This is a genomic window from Pseudomonas sp. GNP014, from assembly GCF_054344005.1.
Genome location: NZ_JBTGUS010000001.1, coordinates 1011652 through 1031698 on the forward strand (window position 1 = coordinate 1011652; position 20047 = coordinate 1031698).

Below are 20047 nucleotides of genomic sequence, written 5' to 3' on the forward strand. Positions count from 1 at the left end.
GCGCTTTACACAAAGGCCGCCGTCGCCTTTTACCGCTCGTCGCAGAAAACCGGCCGCGAAGGGTATCACGCCTTTGCATGCACCAGCAGACAGTCGAAATTGCATAAGCCCTGCCCCAAAAATGCAAAAAGGGGATAGTCATTTGCAATCGCGACCTCTAGGGTAGGCCTTTTCCAGACTGCACTTGCAGATGGGCCTTCGATCTGTAAAAGGAAACCGACCATGCGCCTCGCTGCCCTACCCCTGTTGCTCGCCCCGCTCCTGCTGAGCCCTCTGGCCCAGGCCGCTGCCCTGAGCGTCTGTACCGAGGCCAGCCCGGAAGGGTTCGACGTGGTGCAATACAACTCGCTGACCACCACCAACGCCTCGGCCGATGTGCTGATGAACCGCCTGGTGGACTTCGATACCGCCAGCGGCAAAGTGGTCCCGAGCCTGGCCGACAGCTGGGAAGTCAGCACCGACGGGCTGTCGTATGTCTTCAAACTGCGTCCACAGGTGAAGTTTCATACGACCGAATACTTCAAACCGACCCGCGAGCTGACCGCCGAAGACGTCAAATTCAGCTTCGACCGCATGCTCGATCCGGCCAATCCATGGCACAAGGTCGCGCAAAGCGGCTTCCCGCATGCGCAGTCGATGCAGTTGCCGGCGCTGATCAAGAAAATCGACGCACTGGATCCGCTGACCGTGCGCTTCACCCTCGACCACCCGGATTCGACCTTCCTCGCCACCCTGAGCATGGGTTTCGCCTCGATCTATTCCGCCGAATACGCCGACAAGCTGCTCAAGGCCAACGCCACGGACAAGCTCAACAGCCAGCCAATCGGCACCGGTCCGTTCGTGTTCACCCGGTTTCAGAAAGATGCGTCGATCCGCTACAAGGCCAACCCGGATTACTTCGGCGGCAAGCCTGCGGTGGATCCGCTGATCTTCGCGATCACGCCGGATGCCAATGTGCGCCTGCAAAAGCTGCGGCGTAACGAGTGTCAGATCGCCCTGTCACCAAAGCCACTGGACGTACAGGCCGCGCTGAAAGAGCCGACCTTGAAAGTGGAAAAGACTGACGCGTTCATGACCGCTTTCGTCGGCATCAACAGCCAGCACCCGCCGCTGGACAAGCCGGAAGTGCGCCAGGCAATCAACCTTGCGTTCGATAAGGCCAACTACATCAAAGCCGTGTTCGAAGACACCGCCGAACCCGCCAACGGCCCTTACCCGCCGAATACCTGGAGCTACGCGAAGAACCTGCCGGGCTATCCACACGATGTGGCAAAAGCCAAGGCACTGCTGGCCAAGGCCGGTTTGAAGGACGGATTCCAGACCACGATCTGGACGCGTCCGTCGGGCAGTCTGCTCAATCCGAACCCGAGCCTCGGCGCCCAGCTGTTGCAATCGGACCTGGCCGAGATCGGCATTCAAGCGGAAATCCGCGTGATCGAGTGGGGCGAACTGATTCGCCGCGCCAAGGCGGGCGAGCATGACCTGCTGTTCATGGGCTGGGCCGGCGATAACGGCGATCCGGACAACTTCCTCACGCCGCAGTTTTCCTGCGCGGCGGTCAAATCGGGCACCAACTTCGCGCGCTACTGCAACGCCGATCTGGACAAGCTGATCAGCGCCGGCAAGACCACCAGCGAGCAAGGCGTGCGCACCAAGCTGTATGAGCAGGCGCAGACGCAGATTCAGCAACAGGCGCTGTGGTTGCCACTGGCGCATCCGACCGCTTTCGCGCTGACGCGCAAGGATGTGCAAGGTTATTCGGTCAGCCCGTTTGGCCGGCAGGACTACTCCAAGGTCAACCTCAAATAACCTGCCCGACACGAAACCCTGTGGATGCAATCAAACCTGTGGGAGCGAGCTTGCTCGCGAAAGCGGTCTGTCAGTAAACGTGATGCTGACTGACACGACGCCTTCGCGAGCAAGCTCGCTCCCACACGGATTTGCATCGTTCCCGAGAGTTACATCCAGCCGCACTCCGCCATGGACAGTGGCTCGCCTTCGCCCACGATGAAGTGATCCAGCACTCGCACATCAATCAATTCCAGAGCCTTCTGCAAACGCTTGGTCAGCAGTCGATCCGACTGACTCGGATCGCTGTTCCCCGACGGGTGGTTGTGACAGAGGATCACCGCCGCCGCGTTATTGGCCAACGCGCGCTTCACAACCTCCCGAGGGTGCACACTGGTGTTGTCGATCGAGCCACGAAACAGCGCCTCGAAGGTCAGCACTTGATGCTTGGAGTCGAGAAACAGGCATCCAAACACCTCGTGCGGCTCATGCCGCAGCATGGATTTGAGGTAATCGCGGACCACCTGAGGACTCTCCAGCGCCGGTTTCTTGCGCATTCGCTCAGCCAGGTGTCGGCGCCCCATCTCCAGCACCGCTTGCAGCTGGGCGAACTTTGCCGGCCCCAGGCCCAATTGCTCGCTGAACGTCGCAAGATCGGCTTCGAGCAAAACCCGCAGGCTGCCGAATTGGCTCAAAAGGTGTCGAGCCAGATCCACCGCACTTTTACCGGACACCCCGGTACGTAGAAAAATCGCCAGCAATTCAGCATCGGAAAGGCTTCCCGATCCCTGTTCAAGCAGCTTCTCCCGCGGCCGTTCCGCCGCAGGCCAATCGCGAATACTCATACACATTCCTTGTCTGTGGGCGCCGCTGTTCCGTAGCGGTCGCTGTGATATCGTAGCCCATCTTTTTTGCGGGCGAATTCACCCTGGGGAGGGGGTTTCGCCACGTATGTCACCCACGAAATGAAAGGCAGACCTATGCAGCGGCTGTATCGGAAACGCATCGTTCTGGGCGTCGGCGGCGGCATTGCTGCCTACAAGAGCGCCGATCTGGTTCGCCGCCTGATCGACCAGGGCGCCGAAGTGCGCGTGGTCATGACCCATGGCGGCGCTGAGTTCATCACCCCGCTGACCATGCAGGCCTTGTCCGGGCACCCGGTTCACCTCGATTTGCTCGACCCGGCCGCAGAAGCCGCGATGGGCCACATCGAGCTGGCCAAGTGGGCCGATCTGGTGCTGATCGCCCCGGCCACCGCCGACCTGATCGCCCGCCTGGCCCAAGGCATCGCCAACGATTTGCTGACCACATTGGTGCTGGCCACCGACGCCGTTGTGGCAGTCGCGCCAGCAATGAATCAGGCGATGTGGCGCGACCCGGCGACCCAGGCCAACCTGCAACTCCTCGAAAGCCGCGGCCTGAAGACCTTCGGCCCGGCCTCGGGCAGCCAGGCCTGCGGCGACGTCGGCATGGGCCGGATGATGGAAGCCACCGATCTGGCGCAGTGCGCGGCAGACTGCTTCCAGCGCCAGGCACTGACCGGCAAGCACGTCGTGATCACTGCCGGCCCGACCCAGGAAAACATCGACCCGGTGCGCTACATCACCAACCACAGCTCCGGAAAAATGGGTTTTGCCCTCGCCGAAGCGGCAGTGGAAGCCGGCGCCCGCGTGACCCTGATCAGCGGCCCGGTGCACCTGCCAACGCCGGATCGCGTGACGCGTATCGACGTGGTCAGTGCCCGCGACATGCTCGCCGCGTGTGAGTCGGCCATCCCTTGCGACGTGTTCATCGCCTCGGCAGCGGTCGCGGACTACCGTCCGGAAGTCGTTGCCCCGCAAAAACTTAAGAAAGACCCTACAAGCGGCGACGGCTTCGTCCTGCAAATGGTGCGCAACCCCGACATCCTCGCCACCATTGCGACCCGTCCCGATCGTCCGTTCAGTGTCGGCTTCGCCGCCGAGACAGAACACCTGCTCGACTACGCTGCACGCAAGCTCAAGGACAAGAATCTCGATTTGATCGTCGCCAACGACGTGGCCAATCCGAGCATCGGTTTCAACAGCGAAGAAAACGCCTGCAGCGTAATTGACCGTGCGCTGCACGCCACGGTTTTCGCCCAGACCAGCAAGAGCAAGATCGCTCGCCAACTGGTCACTTTTATCGCCGAACGTCTGAACCAGGTTTAATTTACATGCACGCTTTGCAAGCCAAGATCCTCGACCCACGCATCGGTACTGAATTCCCGCTGCCGCAATACGCCACCCCGGGCTCCGCCGGCCTCGACCTGCGCGCCATGCTGCAAGAGGACATCGTGATCAAGCCGGGTGAAACCGTGCTGATCCCTACCGGTCTGTCGGTTTACATCGGCGACCCGAACCTCGCCGCGCTGATCCTGCCGCGCTCGGGGATGGGCCATAAGCACGGCATCGTGCTGGGCAACCTCGTCGGCCTGATCGACTCGGATTACCAGGGCCCGCTGATGGTGTCCTGCTGGAACCGTGGCCAGAGCGATTTCACCATGACCGTTGGCGAACGTCTGGCGCAACTGGTGCTGGTGCCGGTGGTCCAGGCGCACTTCGAAATGGTGGAAGAGTTCGTCGAAACCGAGCGCGGCGCGGGCGGTTTCGGCCATACCGGCACCAAGTAACGCCACAAAATTTGCGCAACTTTTGCAGCAGGTTTTAGCACCGAAAACCAGGGTTTTGTCGGCCACAAGCCACGCCAGCTGAGGCGTCATGGCTCTTTCACACCACGAACTCTCTGTGGAAAACGCCGTCATACCCTTCAGTTTGAGCCTGCCGCCGATTGAATCGTCGGTCTGTCCCGCCACTTTCGAGATGGAGCATTTGTGCAGATGAGCACCCCAGCCAAGATTGCCCCGAAGCTGCCCGACAGCATTTTCCGCGCCTATGACATTCGCGGCACCGTGCCGGAATTCCTCAATGCCGAAACCGCTTACTGGATCGGCCGCGCCATCGGCTCGCAGAGCCTGGCCCAGGGCGAACCGAACGTGTCGGTCGGCCGCGATGGCCGCCTGTCCGGCCCGGAACTGGTGGCCGAGCTGATCCGCGGTATCGCCGAGAGCGGCTGCCACGTCAGCGATGTCGGCCTGGTGCCGACGCCAGCGCTGTATTACGCGGCCAACGTGCTGGCCGGCAAGTCCGGAGTGATGCTCACCGGCAGCCACAACCCGTCGAACTACAACGGCTTCAAGATCGTGATCGCCGGCGACACCCTCGCCAACGAGCAGATCCAGGTGCTGCACGAGCGCATCAAGAGCAATGACCTGACCAGCGGCCAGGGCAGCGTCACGCGGGTCGAAATCCTCGACCGCTACACCACCGAAATCGTCCAGGACATCAAACTGGCCCGACGCATGAAAGTCGTGGTCGACTGCGGCAACGGCGCAGCCGGGGTGATCGCCCCGCAACTGATCGAAGCGCTGAACTGCGAAGTCATCCCGCTGTTCTGCGAAGTCGACGGCAACTTCCCCAACCACCACCCGGACCCGGGCAAGCCTGAAAACCTCGTCGACCTGATCGCCAAGGTCAAGGAAACCAACGCCGATATCGGCCTCGCCTTCGATGGCGACGGTGACCGTGTCGGTGTGGTGACCAACACCGGCAGCATCGTCTACCCGGACCGCCTGCTGATGCTGTTCGCCCGCGACGTGGTGGCGCGCAACCCGGACGCGGAAATCATCTTCGACGTCAAATGCACCCGCCGCCTGGTGCCGCTGATCAAGGAGTACGGTGGTCGTCCGCTAATGTGGAAGACGGGTCATTCGTTGATCAAAAAGAAAATGAAACAATCCGGTGCTCTATTGGCCGGTGAGATGAGCGGGCACATCTTCTTCAAGGAACGCTGGTTCGGTTTCGACGACGGTATCTATAGCGCCGCGCGGCTGCTGGAGATCCTCAGCAAGGAAAAATCCACCGCGGAGGAGCTGTTTGCGACCTTCCCGAATGATATTTCTACGCCGGAAATCAATATCCATGTGACCGAAGAGAGCAAATTCAGCATCATTGATGCACTGCACGACGCACAATGGGGCGCAGGCGCTGACCTGACCACCATCGACGGCGTGCGAGTCGATTACGCCAAAGGCTGGGGCCTGGTGCGCGCGTCCAACACCACACCGGTGCTGGTGCTGCGCTTCGAGGCCGATGACGAGGCTGAATTGCAGCGCATCAAGGATGTGTTCCACGCCCAACTGAAACGCGTTGCACCTGATCTCCAACTACCGTTCTGATTCACCCGGAGCCCTGAATGACCCTCGAACGCGAAGCCGCCGCCCACACCGCCCAGGTCCTGTCCGAAGCGTTGCCTTACATCCGACGTTATGTCGGCAAGACCCTGGTGATCAAATACGGCGGCAACGCGATGGAAAGCGAGGAGCTGAAAACCGGCTTCGCCCGCGACATCGTCTTGATGAAGGCCGTGGGCATCAACCCGGTCGTGGTTCACGGCGGCGGCCCGCAGATCGGTGATCTGCTCAAGCGCCTGTCGATCGAAAGCCACTTCGTCGACGGCATGCGCGTCACCGACGCCGCGACCATGGACGTGGTGGAAATGGTCCTCGGCGGCCAGGTCAACAAAAGCATCGTCAACCTGATCAACCGTCACGGCGGCAGCGCCATAGGCCTGACCGGCAAAGACGCCGGGCTGATTCGTGCGAAGAAACTGACGGTCACCCGTCAGACCCCGGAGATGACCCAGCCGGAAATCATCGACATCGGCCAGGTAGGCGAAGTCGTCGGGATCAACACCGAATTGCTGAACCTGCTGGTCAAAGGCAATTTCATCCCGGTGATCGCGCCAATCGGCGTGGGTGAGAACGGCGAGTCGTACAACATCAACGCCGACTTGGTGGCCGGTAAAGTTGCCGAGGCGCTGAAAGCCGAGAAACTGATGCTGCTGACCAACATCGCCGGCCTGATGGACAAGTCGGGCACCGTCCTGACCGGCCTGAGCACCCAGCAGGTCGACGACCTGATCGCCGACGGCACGATCTACGGCGGCATGCTGCCGAAGATCCGTTGCGCGCTGGAAGCGGTTCAGGGCGGTGTCGGCAGCTCGCTGATCATCGACGGTCGCGTACCGAACGCGATCCTGCTGGAAATCTTCACCGACACCGGTGTGGGCACGCTGATCAGCAATCGCAAGCGTCCGTAAGCCGGCGTACAAACCAAAAGACCCCGCTCAGCCTGGCTGAGCGGGGTCTTTTTTATCATCGCAAACTTTGTGGGAGCGAGCTTGCTCGCGAAGACAGCGGCACATTCAACATTGATGCAAGCTGAATCACCGCATTCGCGAGCAAGCTCGCTCCCACAGGTATTGCACCAGTCGGTCAGACGCCGAACTGGGCGCGATAGGCTTCCACGGCTGGCAGATGCTGCTTGAGTTGCGGATCGTCAGCGAGGAACTCCAGCACCTGATTCAGCGAAACAATGCTGATCACCGGGATACCGAAATCGCGCTCGACTTCCTGAATGGCCGACAACTCACCGTTGCCACGCTCCTGACGATTGAGGGCAATCAGCACGCCGGCGGCCTTGGCGCCGTCCTGGGAGGCGATGATCTGCATCACTTCGCGGATCGCGGTGCCGGCAGTGATTACGTCGTCGATGATCAGCACATCGCCGGTCAGCGGCGCGCCGACCAGGCTGCCACCTTCGCCGTGGGCCTTGGCTTCCTTGCGGTTGAAGCACCAAGGCAGATCACGGTTGTGGTGCTCTGCCAGCGCGACAGCGGTGGTGGCTGCCAGCGGAATGCCTTTATAGGCCGGGCCGAACAGTACATCGAAAGAAATGCCGCTTTCGGCAATGGCTGCCGCGTAGAAACGCCCCAGCTGCGCCAGGGCCGAACCCGAGTTGAACAGGCCGGCGTTGAAGAAGTAAGGACTGGTGCGCCCGGACTTCAGGGTGAACTCACCGAAGCGCAAAACGCCGCGATCGATGGCAAAACGAATGAAATCGCGCTGATACGCTTGCATGAAAAAAACCCCAAATACCACGGATTTAGCTAATTAGCTTGACGCCGTGTATCATACACGCACGCGATTTTTGGGGCCATTTATGCGGATCATCAGTGTGAACGTCAATGGTATTCAGGCTGCAGTCGAGCGTGGTTTGCTCAGTTGGCTGCAAGCACAGAATGCCGACGTCATCTGCCTGCAGGACACCCGTGCCTCCGCCTTTGAACTGGATGACCCAGCCTTCCAACTGGATGGCTACTTCCTTTATGCCTGCGATGCTGAAGTCCCTGCCCAAGGTGGCGTGGCTTTGTATTCGCGGTTGCAACCGAAGGCTGTCATCAGCGGTCTCGGTTTCGAGACGGCCGACCGCTACGGGCGCTACCTGCAAGCAGATTTCGACAAAGTCAGTATTGCCACCTTGCTGCTTCCTTCGGGGATGAACGGCGATGAGGACTTGAACCAGAAGTTCAAGCTCATGGACGACTTCGGCAAGTACCTGGACAAACAGCGGCGCAAACGTCGCGAGTACATTTATTGTGGCTCGCTGTATGTTGCGCAGCAGAAGCTCGACATCAAGAACTGGCGCGACAGCCAGCAATCCCCGGGTTTCCTGGCGCCGGAACGGGCCTGGATGGACGAGATTGTCGGCAACATGGGTTATGTCGATGCCCTGCGCGAAGTCAGCCGCGAAGGCGACCAGTACAGCTGGTGGCCGGACAACGAGCAGGCCGAGATGCTCAATCTGGGCTGGCGCTTCGACTACCAGATCCTGACTCCGGGCCTGCGCCGCTTTGTACGCAGTGCACGCCTGCCGCGTCAGCCACGGTTCTCGCAGCACGCGCCGCTGATCGTCGACTACGACTGGACGCTGACCATCTAAGCGTCGATTCGTGGATGCAAAAAAGCCGACATCGCTGTCGGCTTTTTTGTGCGCGCTGGTTTTTGCTTTCTGTAAGAGTGAGCCTGCTCGCGATGGCGTGGTGTCAGCCAACACTCATGCTGAATGATCCACCGCCTTCGCGAGCAAGCCCGCTCCCACAGGAAAAACCGCAATTGGTTATTACTTGATCAATCGCCAAGTGAACGGGTAGCGATACGGAAACCCGTCATTGGCCTTCACCCCGGCAATGATCGTCAGCACCAGTGCGCCAATGGCCAACAGGCCCAGCAGGAAGAAGCCGATGATCAACACCATCAGCAGCAGACAGATCGCTGCAGCAATCGCCACGGTGATCTGAAAGTTCAGCGCTTCCTTGCCCTGGGCATCGATGAACGGATCGGTTTCGCGCTTCATCTGCCACAGGATCAACGGCCCGATCAGGTTACCGAACGGAATCCAGATGCCCAGCAAGGCGGACAAGTGACAAAACATCGCCCATTGACGAACCTCCTGGCTCGGTTTGGGCAGCAACTCTTGCTCATCACTCATCGCGTCCTCCTTGCGGGTTACGAACCTGCTCAGTCGGCCAATGCCGCCTGTTGCAGTTCGAAGATTTCGTTCATGCCTTTCTTGGCCAGTTCCAGCATGGCGTTCAGGTCTTCAGGCTGGAACGGTGCACCTTCGGCAGTGCCCTGCACCTCGATGAAGCCACCGGTGCTGGTCATCACGACGTTGAGGTCGGTCTCGGCAGCGGAATCTTCAAGATAGTCCAGGTCCAGCACTGGCTCGCCCTGATACATGCCGACCGACACTGCGCCGATCATTTGCTTGAGCGGGTCGCCGCCCTTCAGGCCGCCACGCTTCTTGATCACTTTCAGTGCATCGACCAGCGCAACCATGGCACCCGTGATGGAAGCGGTGCGGGTGCCGCCGTCAGCCTGAATCACGTCGCAATCGACGTACAGGGTGACGTCGCCCAGCTTGGACATGTCCAGTGCAGCGCGCAGGGAACGACCGATCAGACGCTGGATTTCCAGAGTACGACCGCCCTGCTTGCCACGGCTCGCTTCGCGCTGGTTACGCTCGCCGGTCGCACGCGGCAGCATGCCGTATTCGGCAGTCAGCCAGCCCTGGCCCTGGCCCTTGAGGAAACGCGGCACGCCGTTTTCGACGCTGACGGTGCAGATGACCTTGGTATCACCGAATTCGACCAGTACGGATCCCTCGGCGTGTTTGGTGTAGTTGCGGGTAATGCGGATCGAGCGGAGCTGATCGGCAGCGCGACCACTTGGACGTTTCATAGGGAATACCTGTACTGGGGACGGAAAACTGCCGAGCATTATAGAGCGCTGCACCGCACCTGAGCACTCGTTAAAAATTCCGGGTGACGACCGAAGGCGCTAGAACACGCATAACCGACGGCCTGCAGCCCTTTGTCACACCGTGTGTTTGGGCGCATTCGCCGCACTGCGCTACAATCCTGCGCCTTTGCTGCCAGTCGGCTTTAATTCATTCATATCGAGCCTGCGGAACTGACGTTTCGCGCCGATCTGCATTGCGAGGTCACCGCCATGGTGCACAGCATGACCGCCTTCGCCCGCGTCGAGAAAGCCGGCGTCCAGGGCACCCTGAGCTGGGAGCTGCGCTCGGTCAACAGCCGCTATCTGGAACCACACCTGCGCCTGCCGGAGTCGTTTCGCGACCTCGAAGGCGCCGTGCGTGAAGCGCTGCGTCAGGGCCTGTCGCGGGGCAAACTGGAATGCACCCTGCGCTTCACCGAAGAAAGCACCGGCAAGCCGTTGCAAGTCGACCGCGAGCGCGCTGCGCAACTGGTCGCCGCCGCCGAGACAGTTGCCGGCCTGATCAAGAACCCTGCCGCACTGAATCCACTGGAAGTGTTGGCCTGGCCGGGCGTTCTGGTAGCTGACGCCACCGATCCGCAGGCGCTGAATGCCGAGGCGCTGGGCCTGTTCAATCAAGGCCTGAAAGAACTGAAAGCCGGCCGCGAGCGCGAAGGCGCGGAGCTGGCACGCCTGATCAATGAGCGTCTGACGTCTATTGAAGAAGACGTCGTGACCCTGCGTGAACTGGTACCGCAGATGCTCGCCACCCAGCGCCAGAAAGTCCTCGACCGCTTCGCCGACATGAAGGCCGAACTGGATCCGCAGCGTCTGGAACAGGAAATGGTCATCCTCGCGCAAAAGAGCGACGTAGCCGAAGAACTGGATCGCCTGAGCACCCACATCATCGAAGTGCGCCGGGTGCTCAAATCCGGCGGCGCGGCCGGACGCCGCCTGGACTTCCTGATGCAGGAACTCAACCGCGAAGCCAACACACTGGGCTCCAAGGCCTTCGACCCGCGCAGCACCCAAGCCGCCGTCAACCTCAAGGTGTTGATCGAGCAGATGCGCGAACAAGTGCAGAATATTGAGTAAGGCTACCCCGACATGACCCACAACACCGGCACCCTGTACATCATTTCCGCGCCATCGGGCGCGGGCAAGAGCAGCCTGGTCAAGGCTTTGACCGACGCCAACCCGGAGATTCGCGTGTCGATCTCCCACACCACCCGCGCCATGCGCCCGGGCGAAGTGGACGGCGTGAACTATCACTTCGTGACCCGCGAAGAGTTCGTGAAGATGGGCGAACACGGCGACTTCCTTGAGCGCGCCGAAGTCTTCGGCAACTTCTACGGCACCTCGCAAAGCCGCCTGCAGCAGACACTGGACGAAGGTCACGACCTGATCCTGGAAATCGACTGGCAAGGCGCCGAGCAAGTGCGCAAGCTGATGCCGCAGGCACGCTCGATCTTCATTCTGCCGCCATCGCTGCAGGCCCTGCACCAGCGCCTGACCAATCGTGGCCAGGACAGCGACGAGATCATCGACGGCCGGATGCGTGAAGCCGTCAGCGAGATGAGCCATTACGTCGAGTACGACTACCTGATCATCAACGACGATTTCGCCCACGCGCTGGACGACCTGAAAGCGATTTTCCGCGCCAATCAGCTGCAACAGAAGCGCCAACAGGTGCGTTTCGGCAAGTTACTGGCCGAACTGCTGGGCTGAAACAGCACTTCCCAAAACTGCTGCAAGGGCTTTACATTGGTGCTTGCAGCGCGTTGAAGGGTCTGGTCAAAAAATCAGCGCTTCCCTAATCGCTGGTGATTTTTTAAACTGCTCAGTCCGCTCGCCCACCCGGGCAGCGCGCATATTGCATTCGCTCCGAGGAATACCATGGCCCGCGTAACCGTTGAAGACTGCCTGAACCACGTGGAAAACCGTTTTGAACTGGTCATGCTGTCCACCAAGCGTGCCCGTCAACTGGCCACCGGCGGCAAAGAGCCACTGGTCCAGTGGGAAAACGACAAGCCGACCGTTGTCGCCCTGCGTGAAATCGCTGAAGGCCTGATGAGCTACGAGTTCATCGCCGAGCAGGAAATTGTCCATGAAGACCCGGTCTTCGCCGCGTTCGAGGACGAGTCCAACGAGGCCGTCTAAGCCTATGCCTGGTCGACGTAGCACGGCGCGGGAACACAGCCTACGGCAGGAGTCATCATGCCGAGCATAGACGCCCTCGCCGATCGCTTATCGACCTACCTCGGCAATGACCAGGTCAACCTGGTCCGCCGAGCGTATTTCTACGCCGAACAAGCCCATGACGGTCAGCGCCGTCGCAGCGGCGAGGCGTACGTCACGCATCCTCTTGCGGTGGCGAATATCCTTGCCGACATGCACATGGACCATCAGAGCCTGATGGCCGCGATGCTGCATGACGTGATCGAAGACACCGGTATCGCCAAGGAAGCGCTGCAAGCGCAGTTCGGTGAAACCGTGGCCGAACTGGTCGACGGGGTCAGCAAACTGACCCAGATGAACTTCGAGACCAAGGCCGAGGCCCAGGCCGAAAACTTCCAGAAAATGGCCATGGCCATGGCGCGCGACATTCGCGTGATCCTGGTCAAACTCGCCGACCGCCTGCACAACATGCGCACGCTGGAAGTGCTGTCCGGCGAAAAGCGCCGGCGCATAGCCAAGGAAACCCTCGAGATCTACGCGCCCATTGCCAACCGGCTGGGCATGCACGCCATTCGTATCGAATTCGAAGACCTCGGCTTCAAGGCCATGCACCCGATGCGTTCCGCGCGGATCTACCAGGCGGTCAAGCGCGCCCGGGGCAACCGCAAGGAAATCGTCAACAAGATCGAAGAATCCCTCGGCCACTGCCTCGCTATCGACGGCATCCAGGGCGAAGTCAGCGGTCGTCAGAAACACCTCTACGGCATCTACAAGAAAATGCGCGGCAAGCGTCGGGCCTTCAACGAGATCATGGACGTCTACGCGTTCCGGATCATCGTCGACAAGGTCGATACCTGCTACCGCGTACTAGGCGCTGTACATAATTTGTACAAACCGTTGCCGGGACGCTTCAAGGATTACATCGCGATCCCCAAAGCCAACGGCTATCAGTCGCTGCACACCACGCTGTTCGGCATGCACGGCGTACCGATCGAGATCCAGATCCGTACCCGCGAAATGGAAGAGATGGCCAACAACGGCATCGCCGCCCATTGGCTGTACAAGTCCAGCGGTGACGAACAGCCGAAAGGCACCCATGCCCGCGCCCGTCAGTGGGTCAAAGGCGTGCTGGAGATGCAGCAACGTGCCGGCAACTCGCTGGAATTCATCGAAAGCGTGAAGATCGACCTGTTCCCGGACGAGGTCTACGTGTTCACGCCAAAAGGCCGGATCATGGAGCTACCGAAAGGCTCCACGGCGGTCGACTTTGCCTACGCGGTGCATACCGACGTCGGCAACAGTTGCATCGCCTGCCGGATCAACCGTCGTCTCGCGCCGCTGTCCGAACCGCTGCAAAGCGGCTCCACGGTCGAGATCGTCAGCGCACCGGGCGCACGGCCGAATCCGGCGTGGCTCAACTTCGTGGTCACCGGCAAGGCGCGCACGCACATCCGCCATGCGCTGAAACTGCAACGCCGCTCCGAATCCATCAGCCTCGGCGAGCGCCTGCTGAACAAGGTGCTCAACGGCTTCGACAGTTCGCTGGAGAAGATCCACGCCGAGCGCGTCAAGGCGATGCTCGCCGAGTACCGTCTCGAACTGATCGAAGATCTGCTTGAAGACATCGGCCTGGGCAATCGCATGGCCTACGTGGTCGCCCGCCGCCTGCTCGGCGAAGGCGAGCAATTGCCGAGCCCGGAAGGTCCGCTGGCTATTCGCGGCACCGAAGGGCTGGTTCTGAGCTATGCCAAGTGCTGCACACCGATCCCGGGCGACCCGATTGTCGGCCATCTGTCGGCAGGCAAAGGCATGGTCGTGCACCTGGACAACTGCCGCAACATCAGCGAAATCAGACACAACCCGGAAAAATGCATCCAGCTCTCGTGGGCCAAGGATGTCACCGGCGAATTCAACGTCGAACTGCGCGTCGAGCTGGAACACCAGCGCGGCCTGATCGCCCTGCTGGCCAGCAGCGTCAACGCGGCCGACGGCAATATCGAAAAAATCAGCATGGACGAACGCGATGGTCGCATCAGCGTCGTGCAACTGGTGGTCAGCGTCCACGACCGTGTGCACCTGGCCCGCGTGATCAAGAAGCTGCGCGCCCTGACCGGGGTCATTCGCATCACCCGCATGCGTGCATAACTCACACCTAACAAGGAGTCATACATGACCAAGACCGTTATCACCAGCGACAAGGCCCCAGCCGCCATCGGTACCTACTCCCAGGCGATCAAGGCCGGCAACACCGTCTACATGTCGGGTCAGATTCCTCTGGACCCAAAAACCATGGAACTGGTTGAGGGTTTCGAAGCCCAGACCGTCCAGGTGTTCGAGAACCTCAAAGCCGTGGCTGAAGCCGCTGGCGGTTCGTTCAAGGACATCGTCAAGCTGAACATCTTCCTCACCGACCTGAGCCACTTCGCCAAGGTCAACGAGATCATGGGCAAGTACTTCGACCAGCCATACCCGGCCCGTGCCGCCATCGGCGTTGCTGCCCTGCCAAAGGGTGCGCAGGTTGAAATGGATGCCATTCTGGTCATCGAGTGATGCGCACGGCGCGGCCTGATACGCCGCGCCGACTGCTCAGCAAGAAAAGGTTTTGAAAGGATTCCACCATGCGCAAAGCGCTAGCTCTCCCGCTGCTCGCCATTTTCCTCGGCGGCTGCGCCAGCAACCCTGCCGACCGTGACATCAGCGGCACCTGGATCAATCAGGTGGCGATCGATGCCGCTGCCAAGGGCGGCCCCCTGCGCGAAGCGCTTCAGGCTTACGGCCCGAACCTTGAGTGGGACATCAACACCAAGGCCGGCCAGGCCCGCTACACCAACGGTTTCGAGAACGTCGAAGGACGGCTGCAGGGCGAACAGTCCGGCGCCTGGAAAGTCGACTTCTATGGCAGCTCCAGCAGTGAGCTGAAACGCGACGGCGGCCGGATGAAACAAGCGGCCACCGAGAACGAGCCCGACCAATTGTTCGACCGCGCGCAAATCCCGGTGCCGGAAGGCGCGCCAATCGGCGCCAGCTTCGAACGCGCACTGTATTCGGCGTATCTGGGCGGCAGCTGGAAGATTGCCAGTGGCGACGGCGAAGGCAACACCGTGCAGTTCCAGGCTGACGGCCAGGTTTCCGGCCTGCCCGGCGCTGACCGCTATGCGCTGTGCCTGGCGGGCGACTGCGCTTCAATGAACAGCGACCACGACAGCATGTGGCTGCAACTCAACGGCCAGGGCAACAACTGGATCTTTGCCCGCAAAGGCAGGGCACTGGAGATTTTCCAGGCAGTGAACACTGCACTGGCGGATGAAATGCCGCAGTTCACCCCCGGTGAGCGCAAGTGGTTGCTCGAAAAGCAGTAACCGCACCTGGGAGCAACACATAATCCTGTGGGAGCGGGCTTGCCCGCGATGAGGCCAACAGACTCAACACTTTAGTTGACTGCCAAGCCGCCATCGCGGGCAAGCCCGCTCCCACAGTCGTGTGTGGTGTTCAGATGTCAGCATTTACCTTCAAGAATCGCGGCATAGCCCTCGCGATAAGTCGGATACGTCGGCGTCCAGCCCAACGCTTTGGCCCGGGCATTGCTGCAGCGCTTGCTGCCGGTGCAACGCACGCTGGCGTCTTCCGCCCATTCGGTAACCCCAAGATAATCACGCAGCCAGCCCACCACCTCGGCCAACGGTGCCGGGGCATCGTCGACGCCGATGTAGAAATCCTCGAGTTTCACGCCCTGCCGATCCTTCTCCAACAGGAACGCTAGCAATCCGGCCGCGTCGTCAGCGTGAATCCGATTGCCATACAGCGGCGGCTCGACCGCTACGCGATAACCGCGACGCACCTGAGTCAACAGCCACTCACGGCCCGGGCCGTAGATGCCGGTCAGGCGCAGGACGCTGGCCGGAATGCCACTGTTGAGCGCCACTTGCTCGGCTTCGAGCATCAATCGCCCCGAGTAACCGGTCGCAAGCGTTGCGGAATGCTCGTCCACCCATTCGCCATTCTGCTGGCCATAAACACTGCTGCTGGAAACAAAAATCAGCCGCTCCGGCACCTGACCATAGTCGCCCAACCAACTCAGCACGTTCTGCAAACCCTGGACGTAAGCCGCGCGATAACCGGCCTCGTCGTGATCGGTGGCGGCTGCGCAATACACCAGGTAATCCACCGCACCCACCGGCCAGGTCGCCGGGCAATCTTCACTGAACAGGTCACCCGCGACGCCGATCACGCCGTCGGGCAGGCGCGAAATGTTGCGGCGCAGGCCATGAACCTCCCAGCCGGCGTTCAACAATTGCGTAGCCAGACGACTGCCGACATCACCACAACCGGCAATCAAAACAGAAGGCGCGGACATCAGAAAACTCCCATCGGAAAGGAACAGACTAGCCCCGGCGAAGGACGAACGGCTAGCAATCGAGGAAAAAAAGATACTCTATTACTTTTGTTAACAAGAATTACTTGCAATAATGCACGCCACTTTTGTTCTCGGCCTCACGAGGCCTGGAAGAGCAGCAACGTTTTTCTATCTCAGGTCCGGCCAGCATGACACGTAATCAAACCTCCGCTTCGCCAACCAATCGACCTCGCGCCTGGAGCACCGTAGCGGCTCTGCTGCTCAGCCTGATGCTGGCACCGACCGCCGCTTTCGCTGACGCTCAGGCACCCGCCACTCCAGCCGCCACCGAGCAAAGCGCACCTGCCGCCACTCCGGTTGCCCCGGCCGCTACCGATCCGGTGCAGGCTGTCGATGCTGCCGACGTCCCTGAAGTCCTCGAAGCCGATAACTCCCTGGGCATGGCCCACGACCTGTCGCCTTGGGGCATGTACCAGAACGCCGACATCATCGTGAAAATCGTGATGATCGGTCTGGCCATCGCTTCCATCATCACCTGGACCATCTGGATCGCCAAAGGCTTCGAGCTGATGGGCGCCAAGCGTCGTCTGCGTGGCGAAATCGCCGCCCTGAAAAAAGCCGCCACCCTTAAAGAAGCCAGCGCCACGGCGGCGAAGGAAGGCACCCTCGCCAACCTGCTGGTGCATGACGCCCTCGAAGAGATGCGCCTGTCGGTCAACAGCCGCGAAAAGGAAGGCATCAAGGAACGCGTCAGCTTCCGTCTCGAACGTCTCGTCGCCGCCTGCGGTCGCAACATGAGCAGCGGCACCGGCGTGCTCGCCACCATCGGTTCCACCGCGCCGTTCGTCGGCCTGTTCGGTACCGTGTGGGGCATCATGAACAGCTTCATCGGCATCGCCAAGACCCAGACCACCAACCTTGCCGTCGTCGCGCCGGGCATCGCCGAGGCGTTGCTGGCCACTGCACTGGGTCTGGTTGCAGCGATTCCAGCCGTTGTCATCTACAACGTGTTCGCCCGCTCCATTGCCGGTTACAAGGCGCAGGTGTCCGATGCCTCGGCGCAGGTGCTGCTGCTGGTCAGCCGCGACCTCGACCACCAGCCTGAGCGCAGCAGCTCGCAACCGCACATGGTGAAAGTGGGGTAATCGGCCATGGGCCTGCATTTGAAAGAAGGCGCAGACGACGATCTGGCCGAGAACCACGAAATCAACGTCACGCCGTTCATCGACGTGATGCTGGTGCTGTTGATCATCTTCATGGTGGCCGCACCGTTGGCCACCGTCGATATCAAAGTCGACCTGCCAGCCTCGACCGCCAAACCGGCGCCACGCCCGGAGAAACCGGTGTTCCTCAGCGTCAAGGCTGACCAGCGCCTGTACATCGGCGACGACGAAGTCAAAGCCGACACCCTTGGCGCCGCGCTCGACGCCAAGACCAAAGGCAAGAAAGACACCACCATCTTCTTCCAGGCTGACAAAGGCGTGGACTATGGTGACCTGATGAGCGTGATGGACAAGTTGCGCTCCGCCGGCTACCTGAAGGTCGGTCTGGTCGGGCTTGAGACGGCTGCCAAGAAATGATCACGACGCGCCATAAGCTGACGCGTTACGGCGGTAGCCTGGCCGTGGTGCTGGGCGTGCATGCGCTGGCCATCGCGCTGGCGCTGAACTGGACCGCTCGCCCGCCCATCGAACTGCCACCGCAGGCAATGATGGTCGAACTGGCACCGGTTCCGGCACCGCCACCGCCGGCTCCGCCGAAAGTCGTCACACCGCCGCAGCCGCCGGCTCCGGTGGAAGAGTTGCCGATTCCGAAACTGGCTGAAGCACCGAAAGCCGAAATCGCGGTGCAGAAACCCAAGCCCAAACCAAAGCCTAAACCGCCGAAGCCGGTCGAGAAAAAGCTGCCTGATCCGCCGAAGGAAAAACCTTCCGAGGAAAAACCGGCCGATACGCCACCGACCCCGGCACCGACGGAGAAATCCGCTGCGCCTGCGCCGGGCCCGTCGCCGGCACAGTTGGCGGCCAAGGCCAGCTGGCAAGGCACCCTGCTCGCACACCTGGCCAAGTACAAAAAGTACCCGCAAAGTGCTCAGGCTCGCGGCAAGGAGGGCTTGAACCGTCTGCGCTTTGTGGTCGATGGCGAAGGCAACGTATTGTCGTTCGAACTGGTAAGCCGCTCCGGCAACGCCGATCTGGACCGGGCCACCCTGGAAATGATCCGCCGCGCGCAACCGCTGCCCAAGCCACCGGCCGACATGTTGACCAATGGCTCGATCGAAATTGTGGCGCCGTTTGTGTACTCACTCGATCGCCGCCGCTAAGCAACACCGCAATACCCTGTGGGAGCGAGCTTGCTCGCGAAGGGGCCAGGTCAGTCAGAGCAGTTTCGTCTGACATACCGCATTCGCGAGCAAGCTCGCTCCCACAGGATGATGTAATAGCCAGCCAAAAAGGCACCGAAAGGTGCCTTTTGCGTATCTGCACGCGGCAAACCCACATTGGCCGGTGTCGCATTCCTCACTCAGTCTGATAACGTGCGTCTATCAATTGCAGCCGGTATGCTTGGCCTGCATCTTCATGGACGCTTGCTATGACCCTCACTGAATTACGCTACATCGTTACCCTCGCCCAAGAGCAGCACTTCGGCCACGCCGCCGAGCGTTGCCACGTCAGCCAGCCAACCCTGTCGGTGGGCGTGAAAAAGCTTGAAGACGAACTCGGTGTGCTGATTTTCGAGCGCAGCAAAAGCGCCGTGCGCCTGACCCCGGTCGGCGAAGGCATCGTCGCCCAAGCGCAAAAGGTGCTCGAGCAGGCGCAAGGCATTCGTGAACTGGCCCAAGCCGGCAAGAACCAGTTGACCGCACCGCTGAAAGTCGGCGCGATCTACACCGTCGGGCCGTACCTGTTCCCGCACCTGATTCCACAACTGCACCGGGTCGCCCCGCAGATGCCGTTGTACATCGAAGAAAACTTCACCCACGTGCTGCGCGACAAACTGCGCAACGGCGAGCTCGACGCGATCATCATCGCCCTGCCGTTCAACGAAGCCGACGTGCTGACCCTGCCGCTCTACGACGAGCCGTTCTACGTCCTGATGCCGGCCCAGCACCCGTGGACACAGAAAGAAACCATCGACGCCGGCCTGCTCAACGACAAGAGCCTGCTGCTGCTCGGCGAAGGTCATTGCTTCCGCGATCAAGTGCTCGAAGCCTGCCCGACCCTGACCAAAGGCAACGACGGCGCCAAACACACCACGGTCGAATCCAGCTCGCTGGAAACCATTCGGCACATGGTCGCTTCCGGCCTGGGCATCTCGATCCTGCCATTGTCAGCCGTCGACAGCCATCACTACGCCCCCGGCGTCATCGAAGTGCGTCCGCTGTCACCACCGGTGCCCTTCCGCACCGTGGCCATCGCCTGGCGCGCGAGCTTCCCGCGGCCGAAAGCCATCGAGATCCTCGCCGATTCCATTCGCCTGTGTTCGGTGGCCAAGCCAGCGGCACCGGTCACCGCCGGTTAAGCGAG

20 protein-coding genes and 1 pseudogene are annotated in these 20047 nt (G+C 60.9%); 16 read left to right on the plus strand and 5 right to left on the minus strand.

Annotated features, from left to right (window positions below; genetic code table 11):
- Positions 1-222: 222 nt before the first annotated feature.
- The gene (locus tag ACXX9E_RS04740; protein ID WP_128615339.1) at positions 223-1809 is read left to right on the plus strand and encodes an ABC transporter substrate-binding protein; all 1587 of its coding nucleotides are present in this window, start codon (positions 223-225) and stop codon (positions 1807-1809) included.
- Positions 1810-1958: 149 nt separating this feature from the next.
- On the opposite strand, the gene radC is transcribed toward ACXX9E_RS04740, so the two are convergent.
- A complete protein-coding gene (radC, locus tag ACXX9E_RS04745; RefSeq protein ID WP_186743961.1) occupies positions 1959-2633 on the minus strand; it encodes a RadC family protein in 675 nt (224 codons plus the stop codon).
- Between the two features lie 135 nt (positions 2634-2768).
- Here radC and coaBC point away from each other — a divergent pair, with 135 nt between their 5' ends.
- The 4 genes and pseudogenes from coaBC to argB all read left to right on the plus strand — a co-directional run bounded on the left by coaBC (position 2769) and on the right by argB (position 6966).
- The gene (coaBC, locus tag ACXX9E_RS04750; protein ID WP_007920365.1) at positions 2769-3977 is read left to right on the plus strand and encodes a bifunctional phosphopantothenoylcysteine decarboxylase/phosphopantothenate--cysteine ligase CoaBC; all 1209 of its coding nucleotides are present in this window, start codon (positions 2769-2771) and stop codon (positions 3975-3977) included.
- 5 nt (positions 3978-3982) lie between these two features.
- A complete protein-coding gene (dut, locus tag ACXX9E_RS04755) occupies positions 3983-4438 on the plus strand; it encodes a dUTP diphosphatase (RefSeq protein ID WP_123469848.1) in 456 nt (151 codons plus the stop codon).
- Between the two features lie 228 nt (positions 4439-4666).
- Positions 4667-6043, plus strand: a pseudogene (locus ACXX9E_RS04760) (phosphomannomutase/phosphoglucomutase); the annotation flags it as partial.
- Positions 6044-6060: 17 nt separating this feature from the next.
- Positions 6061-6966: an acetylglutamate kinase gene (argB, locus tag ACXX9E_RS04765; RefSeq protein WP_003229488.1), complete on the plus strand. Its 906-nt coding sequence runs from the start codon at positions 6061-6063 to the stop codon at positions 6964-6966.
- Between the two features lie 175 nt (positions 6967-7141).
- Here the strand turns inward: argB and pyrE are convergent, their stop codons facing one another.
- A complete protein-coding gene (pyrE, locus tag ACXX9E_RS04770) occupies positions 7142-7786 on the minus strand; it encodes an orotate phosphoribosyltransferase (protein WP_095057652.1) in 645 nt (214 codons plus the stop codon).
- Between the two features lie 82 nt (positions 7787-7868).
- On the opposite strand from pyrE, the gene crc reads away from it, so the two are divergent.
- Positions 7869-8648, plus strand: coding sequence for a catabolite repression control protein Crc (gene crc, locus ACXX9E_RS04775; RefSeq protein ID WP_007920349.1), 780 nt, complete (start codon positions 7869-7871; stop codon positions 8646-8648).
- Positions 8649-8828: 180 nt separating this feature from the next.
- Here the strand turns inward: crc and ACXX9E_RS04780 are convergent, their stop codons facing one another.
- Positions 8829-9197 carry a DUF4870 domain-containing protein gene (locus ACXX9E_RS04780; protein ID WP_025112709.1) on the minus strand — a complete coding sequence of 123 codons (369 nt, stop codon included), beginning with the start codon at positions 9195-9197 and terminating at the stop codon, positions 8829-8831.
- A 29-nt stretch (positions 9198-9226) separates the two neighbouring features.
- On the minus strand, positions 9227-9949 hold the full coding sequence (gene rph, locus ACXX9E_RS04785; RefSeq protein ID WP_123469854.1) for a ribonuclease PH: 723 nt from the start codon (positions 9947-9949) through the stop codon (positions 9227-9229).
- A gap of 270 nt (positions 9950-10219) precedes the next feature.
- Between rph and ACXX9E_RS04790 the strand changes: the two genes are divergently transcribed.
- The 6 genes from ACXX9E_RS04790 to ACXX9E_RS04815 all read left to right on the plus strand — a co-directional run bounded on the left by ACXX9E_RS04790 (position 10220) and on the right by ACXX9E_RS04815 (position 15525).
- Positions 10220-11083, plus strand: coding sequence for a YicC/YloC family endoribonuclease (locus ACXX9E_RS04790; RefSeq protein ID WP_123469856.1), 864 nt, complete (start codon positions 10220-10222; stop codon positions 11081-11083).
- Positions 11084-11095: 12 nt separating this feature from the next.
- Entirely contained in the window at positions 11096-11716 is a 621-nt protein-coding gene (gene gmk, locus ACXX9E_RS04795; RefSeq protein WP_123469858.1) for a guanylate kinase, read from the plus strand.
- A gap of 168 nt (positions 11717-11884) precedes the next feature.
- Positions 11885-12148: a DNA-directed RNA polymerase subunit omega gene (gene rpoZ / locus ACXX9E_RS04800; RefSeq protein WP_123469860.1), complete on the plus strand. Its 264-nt coding sequence runs from the start codon at positions 11885-11887 to the stop codon at positions 12146-12148.
- Between the two features lie 57 nt (positions 12149-12205).
- Entirely contained in the window at positions 12206-14311 is a 2106-nt protein-coding gene (spoT, locus tag ACXX9E_RS04805) for a bifunctional GTP diphosphokinase/guanosine-3',5'-bis pyrophosphate 3'-pyrophosphohydrolase (protein WP_123469862.1), read from the plus strand.
- Between the two features lie 24 nt (positions 14312-14335).
- The gene (ridA, locus tag ACXX9E_RS04810) at positions 14336-14716 is read left to right on the plus strand and encodes a deaminase RidA (protein ID WP_014340863.1); all 381 of its coding nucleotides are present in this window, start codon (positions 14336-14338) and stop codon (positions 14714-14716) included.
- A gap of 68 nt (positions 14717-14784) precedes the next feature.
- On the plus strand, positions 14785-15525 hold the full coding sequence (locus tag ACXX9E_RS04815; RefSeq protein WP_128615337.1) for a putative periplasmic lipoprotein: 741 nt from the start codon (positions 14785-14787) through the stop codon (positions 15523-15525).
- A 137-nt stretch (positions 15526-15662) separates the two neighbouring features.
- On the opposite strand, the gene ACXX9E_RS04820 is transcribed toward ACXX9E_RS04815, so the two are convergent.
- The gene (locus tag ACXX9E_RS04820; RefSeq protein WP_458555090.1) at positions 15663-16520 is read right to left on the minus strand and encodes an SDR family oxidoreductase; all 858 of its coding nucleotides are present in this window, start codon (positions 16518-16520) and stop codon (positions 15663-15665) included.
- Positions 16521-16708: 188 nt separating this feature from the next.
- Here ACXX9E_RS04820 and exbB point away from each other — a divergent pair, with 188 nt between their 5' ends.
- The 4 genes from exbB (at position 16709) to ACXX9E_RS04840 (ending at position 20042) form a co-directional block, all read left to right on the plus strand.
- The gene (gene exbB, locus ACXX9E_RS04825) at positions 16709-17665 is read left to right on the plus strand and encodes a tonB-system energizer ExbB (protein ID WP_123469868.1); all 957 of its coding nucleotides are present in this window, start codon (positions 16709-16711) and stop codon (positions 17663-17665) included.
- Between the two features lie 6 nt (positions 17666-17671).
- Positions 17672-18100, plus strand: coding sequence for a TonB system transport protein ExbD (gene exbD, locus ACXX9E_RS04830; RefSeq protein ID WP_123469870.1), 429 nt, complete (start codon positions 17672-17674; stop codon positions 18098-18100).
- On the plus strand, positions 18097-18843 hold the full coding sequence (locus tag ACXX9E_RS04835) for an energy transducer TonB family protein (RefSeq protein WP_123469872.1): 747 nt from the start codon (positions 18097-18099) through the stop codon (positions 18841-18843). The genes exbD and ACXX9E_RS04835 overlap by 4 nt, the downstream gene beginning before the upstream one ends.
- A gap of 269 nt (positions 18844-19112) precedes the next feature.
- A complete protein-coding gene (locus ACXX9E_RS04840) occupies positions 19113-20042 on the plus strand; it encodes a hydrogen peroxide-inducible genes activator (protein ID WP_007920331.1) in 930 nt (309 codons plus the stop codon).
- Positions 20043-20047 lie beyond the last annotated feature (5 nt).

Coding starts and splice junctions, on each gene's coding strand:
- exbD (WP_123469870.1), top strand. CDS start 17,672: ATGGGCCTGCATTTGAAAGAAGGCGCAGACGACGATCTGGCCGAGAAC.
- ACXX9E_RS04835 (WP_123469872.1), top strand. CDS start 18,097: ATGATCACGACGCGCCATAAGCTGACGCGTTACGGCGGTAGCCTGGCC.
- radC (WP_186743961.1), bottom strand. CDS start 2,633: ATGAGTATTCGCGATTGGCCTGCGGCGGAACGGCCGCGGGAGAAGCTG.
- ACXX9E_RS04840 (WP_007920331.1), top strand. CDS start 19,113: ATGACCCTCACTGAATTACGCTACATCGTTACCCTCGCCCAAGAGCAG.
- spoT (WP_123469862.1), top strand. CDS start 12,206: ATGCCGAGCATAGACGCCCTCGCCGATCGCTTATCGACCTACCTCGGC.
- gmk (WP_123469858.1), top strand. CDS start 11,096: ATGACCCACAACACCGGCACCCTGTACATCATTTCCGCGCCATCGGGC.
- ACXX9E_RS04740 (WP_128615339.1), top strand. CDS start 223: ATGCGCCTCGCTGCCCTACCCCTGTTGCTCGCCCCGCTCCTGCTGAGC.
- crc (WP_007920349.1), top strand. CDS start 7,869: ATGCGGATCATCAGTGTGAACGTCAATGGTATTCAGGCTGCAGTCGAG.
- ridA (WP_014340863.1), top strand. CDS start 14,336: ATGACCAAGACCGTTATCACCAGCGACAAGGCCCCAGCCGCCATCGGT.
- rpoZ (WP_123469860.1), top strand. CDS start 11,885: ATGGCCCGCGTAACCGTTGAAGACTGCCTGAACCACGTGGAAAACCGT.
- rph (WP_123469854.1), bottom strand. CDS start 9,949: ATGAAACGTCCAAGTGGTCGCGCTGCCGATCAGCTCCGCTCGATCCGC.
- argB (WP_003229488.1), top strand. CDS start 6,061: ATGACCCTCGAACGCGAAGCCGCCGCCCACACCGCCCAGGTCCTGTCC.
- coaBC (WP_007920365.1), top strand. CDS start 2,769: ATGCAGCGGCTGTATCGGAAACGCATCGTTCTGGGCGTCGGCGGCGGC.
- ACXX9E_RS04790 (WP_123469856.1), top strand. CDS start 10,220: ATGGTGCACAGCATGACCGCCTTCGCCCGCGTCGAGAAAGCCGGCGTC.
- dut (WP_123469848.1), top strand. CDS start 3,983: ATGCACGCTTTGCAAGCCAAGATCCTCGACCCACGCATCGGTACTGAA.
- ACXX9E_RS04815 (WP_128615337.1), top strand. CDS start 14,785: ATGCGCAAAGCGCTAGCTCTCCCGCTGCTCGCCATTTTCCTCGGCGGC.
- pyrE (WP_095057652.1), bottom strand. CDS start 7,786: ATGCAAGCGTATCAGCGCGATTTCATTCGTTTTGCCATCGATCGCGGC.
- ACXX9E_RS04820 (WP_458555090.1), bottom strand. CDS start 16,520: ATGTCCGCGCCTTCTGTTTTGATTGCCGGTTGTGGTGATGTCGGCAGT.
- exbB (WP_123469868.1), top strand. CDS start 16,709: ATGACACGTAATCAAACCTCCGCTTCGCCAACCAATCGACCTCGCGCC.
- ACXX9E_RS04780 (WP_025112709.1), bottom strand. CDS start 9,197: ATGAGTGATGAGCAAGAGTTGCTGCCCAAACCGAGCCAGGAGGTTCGT.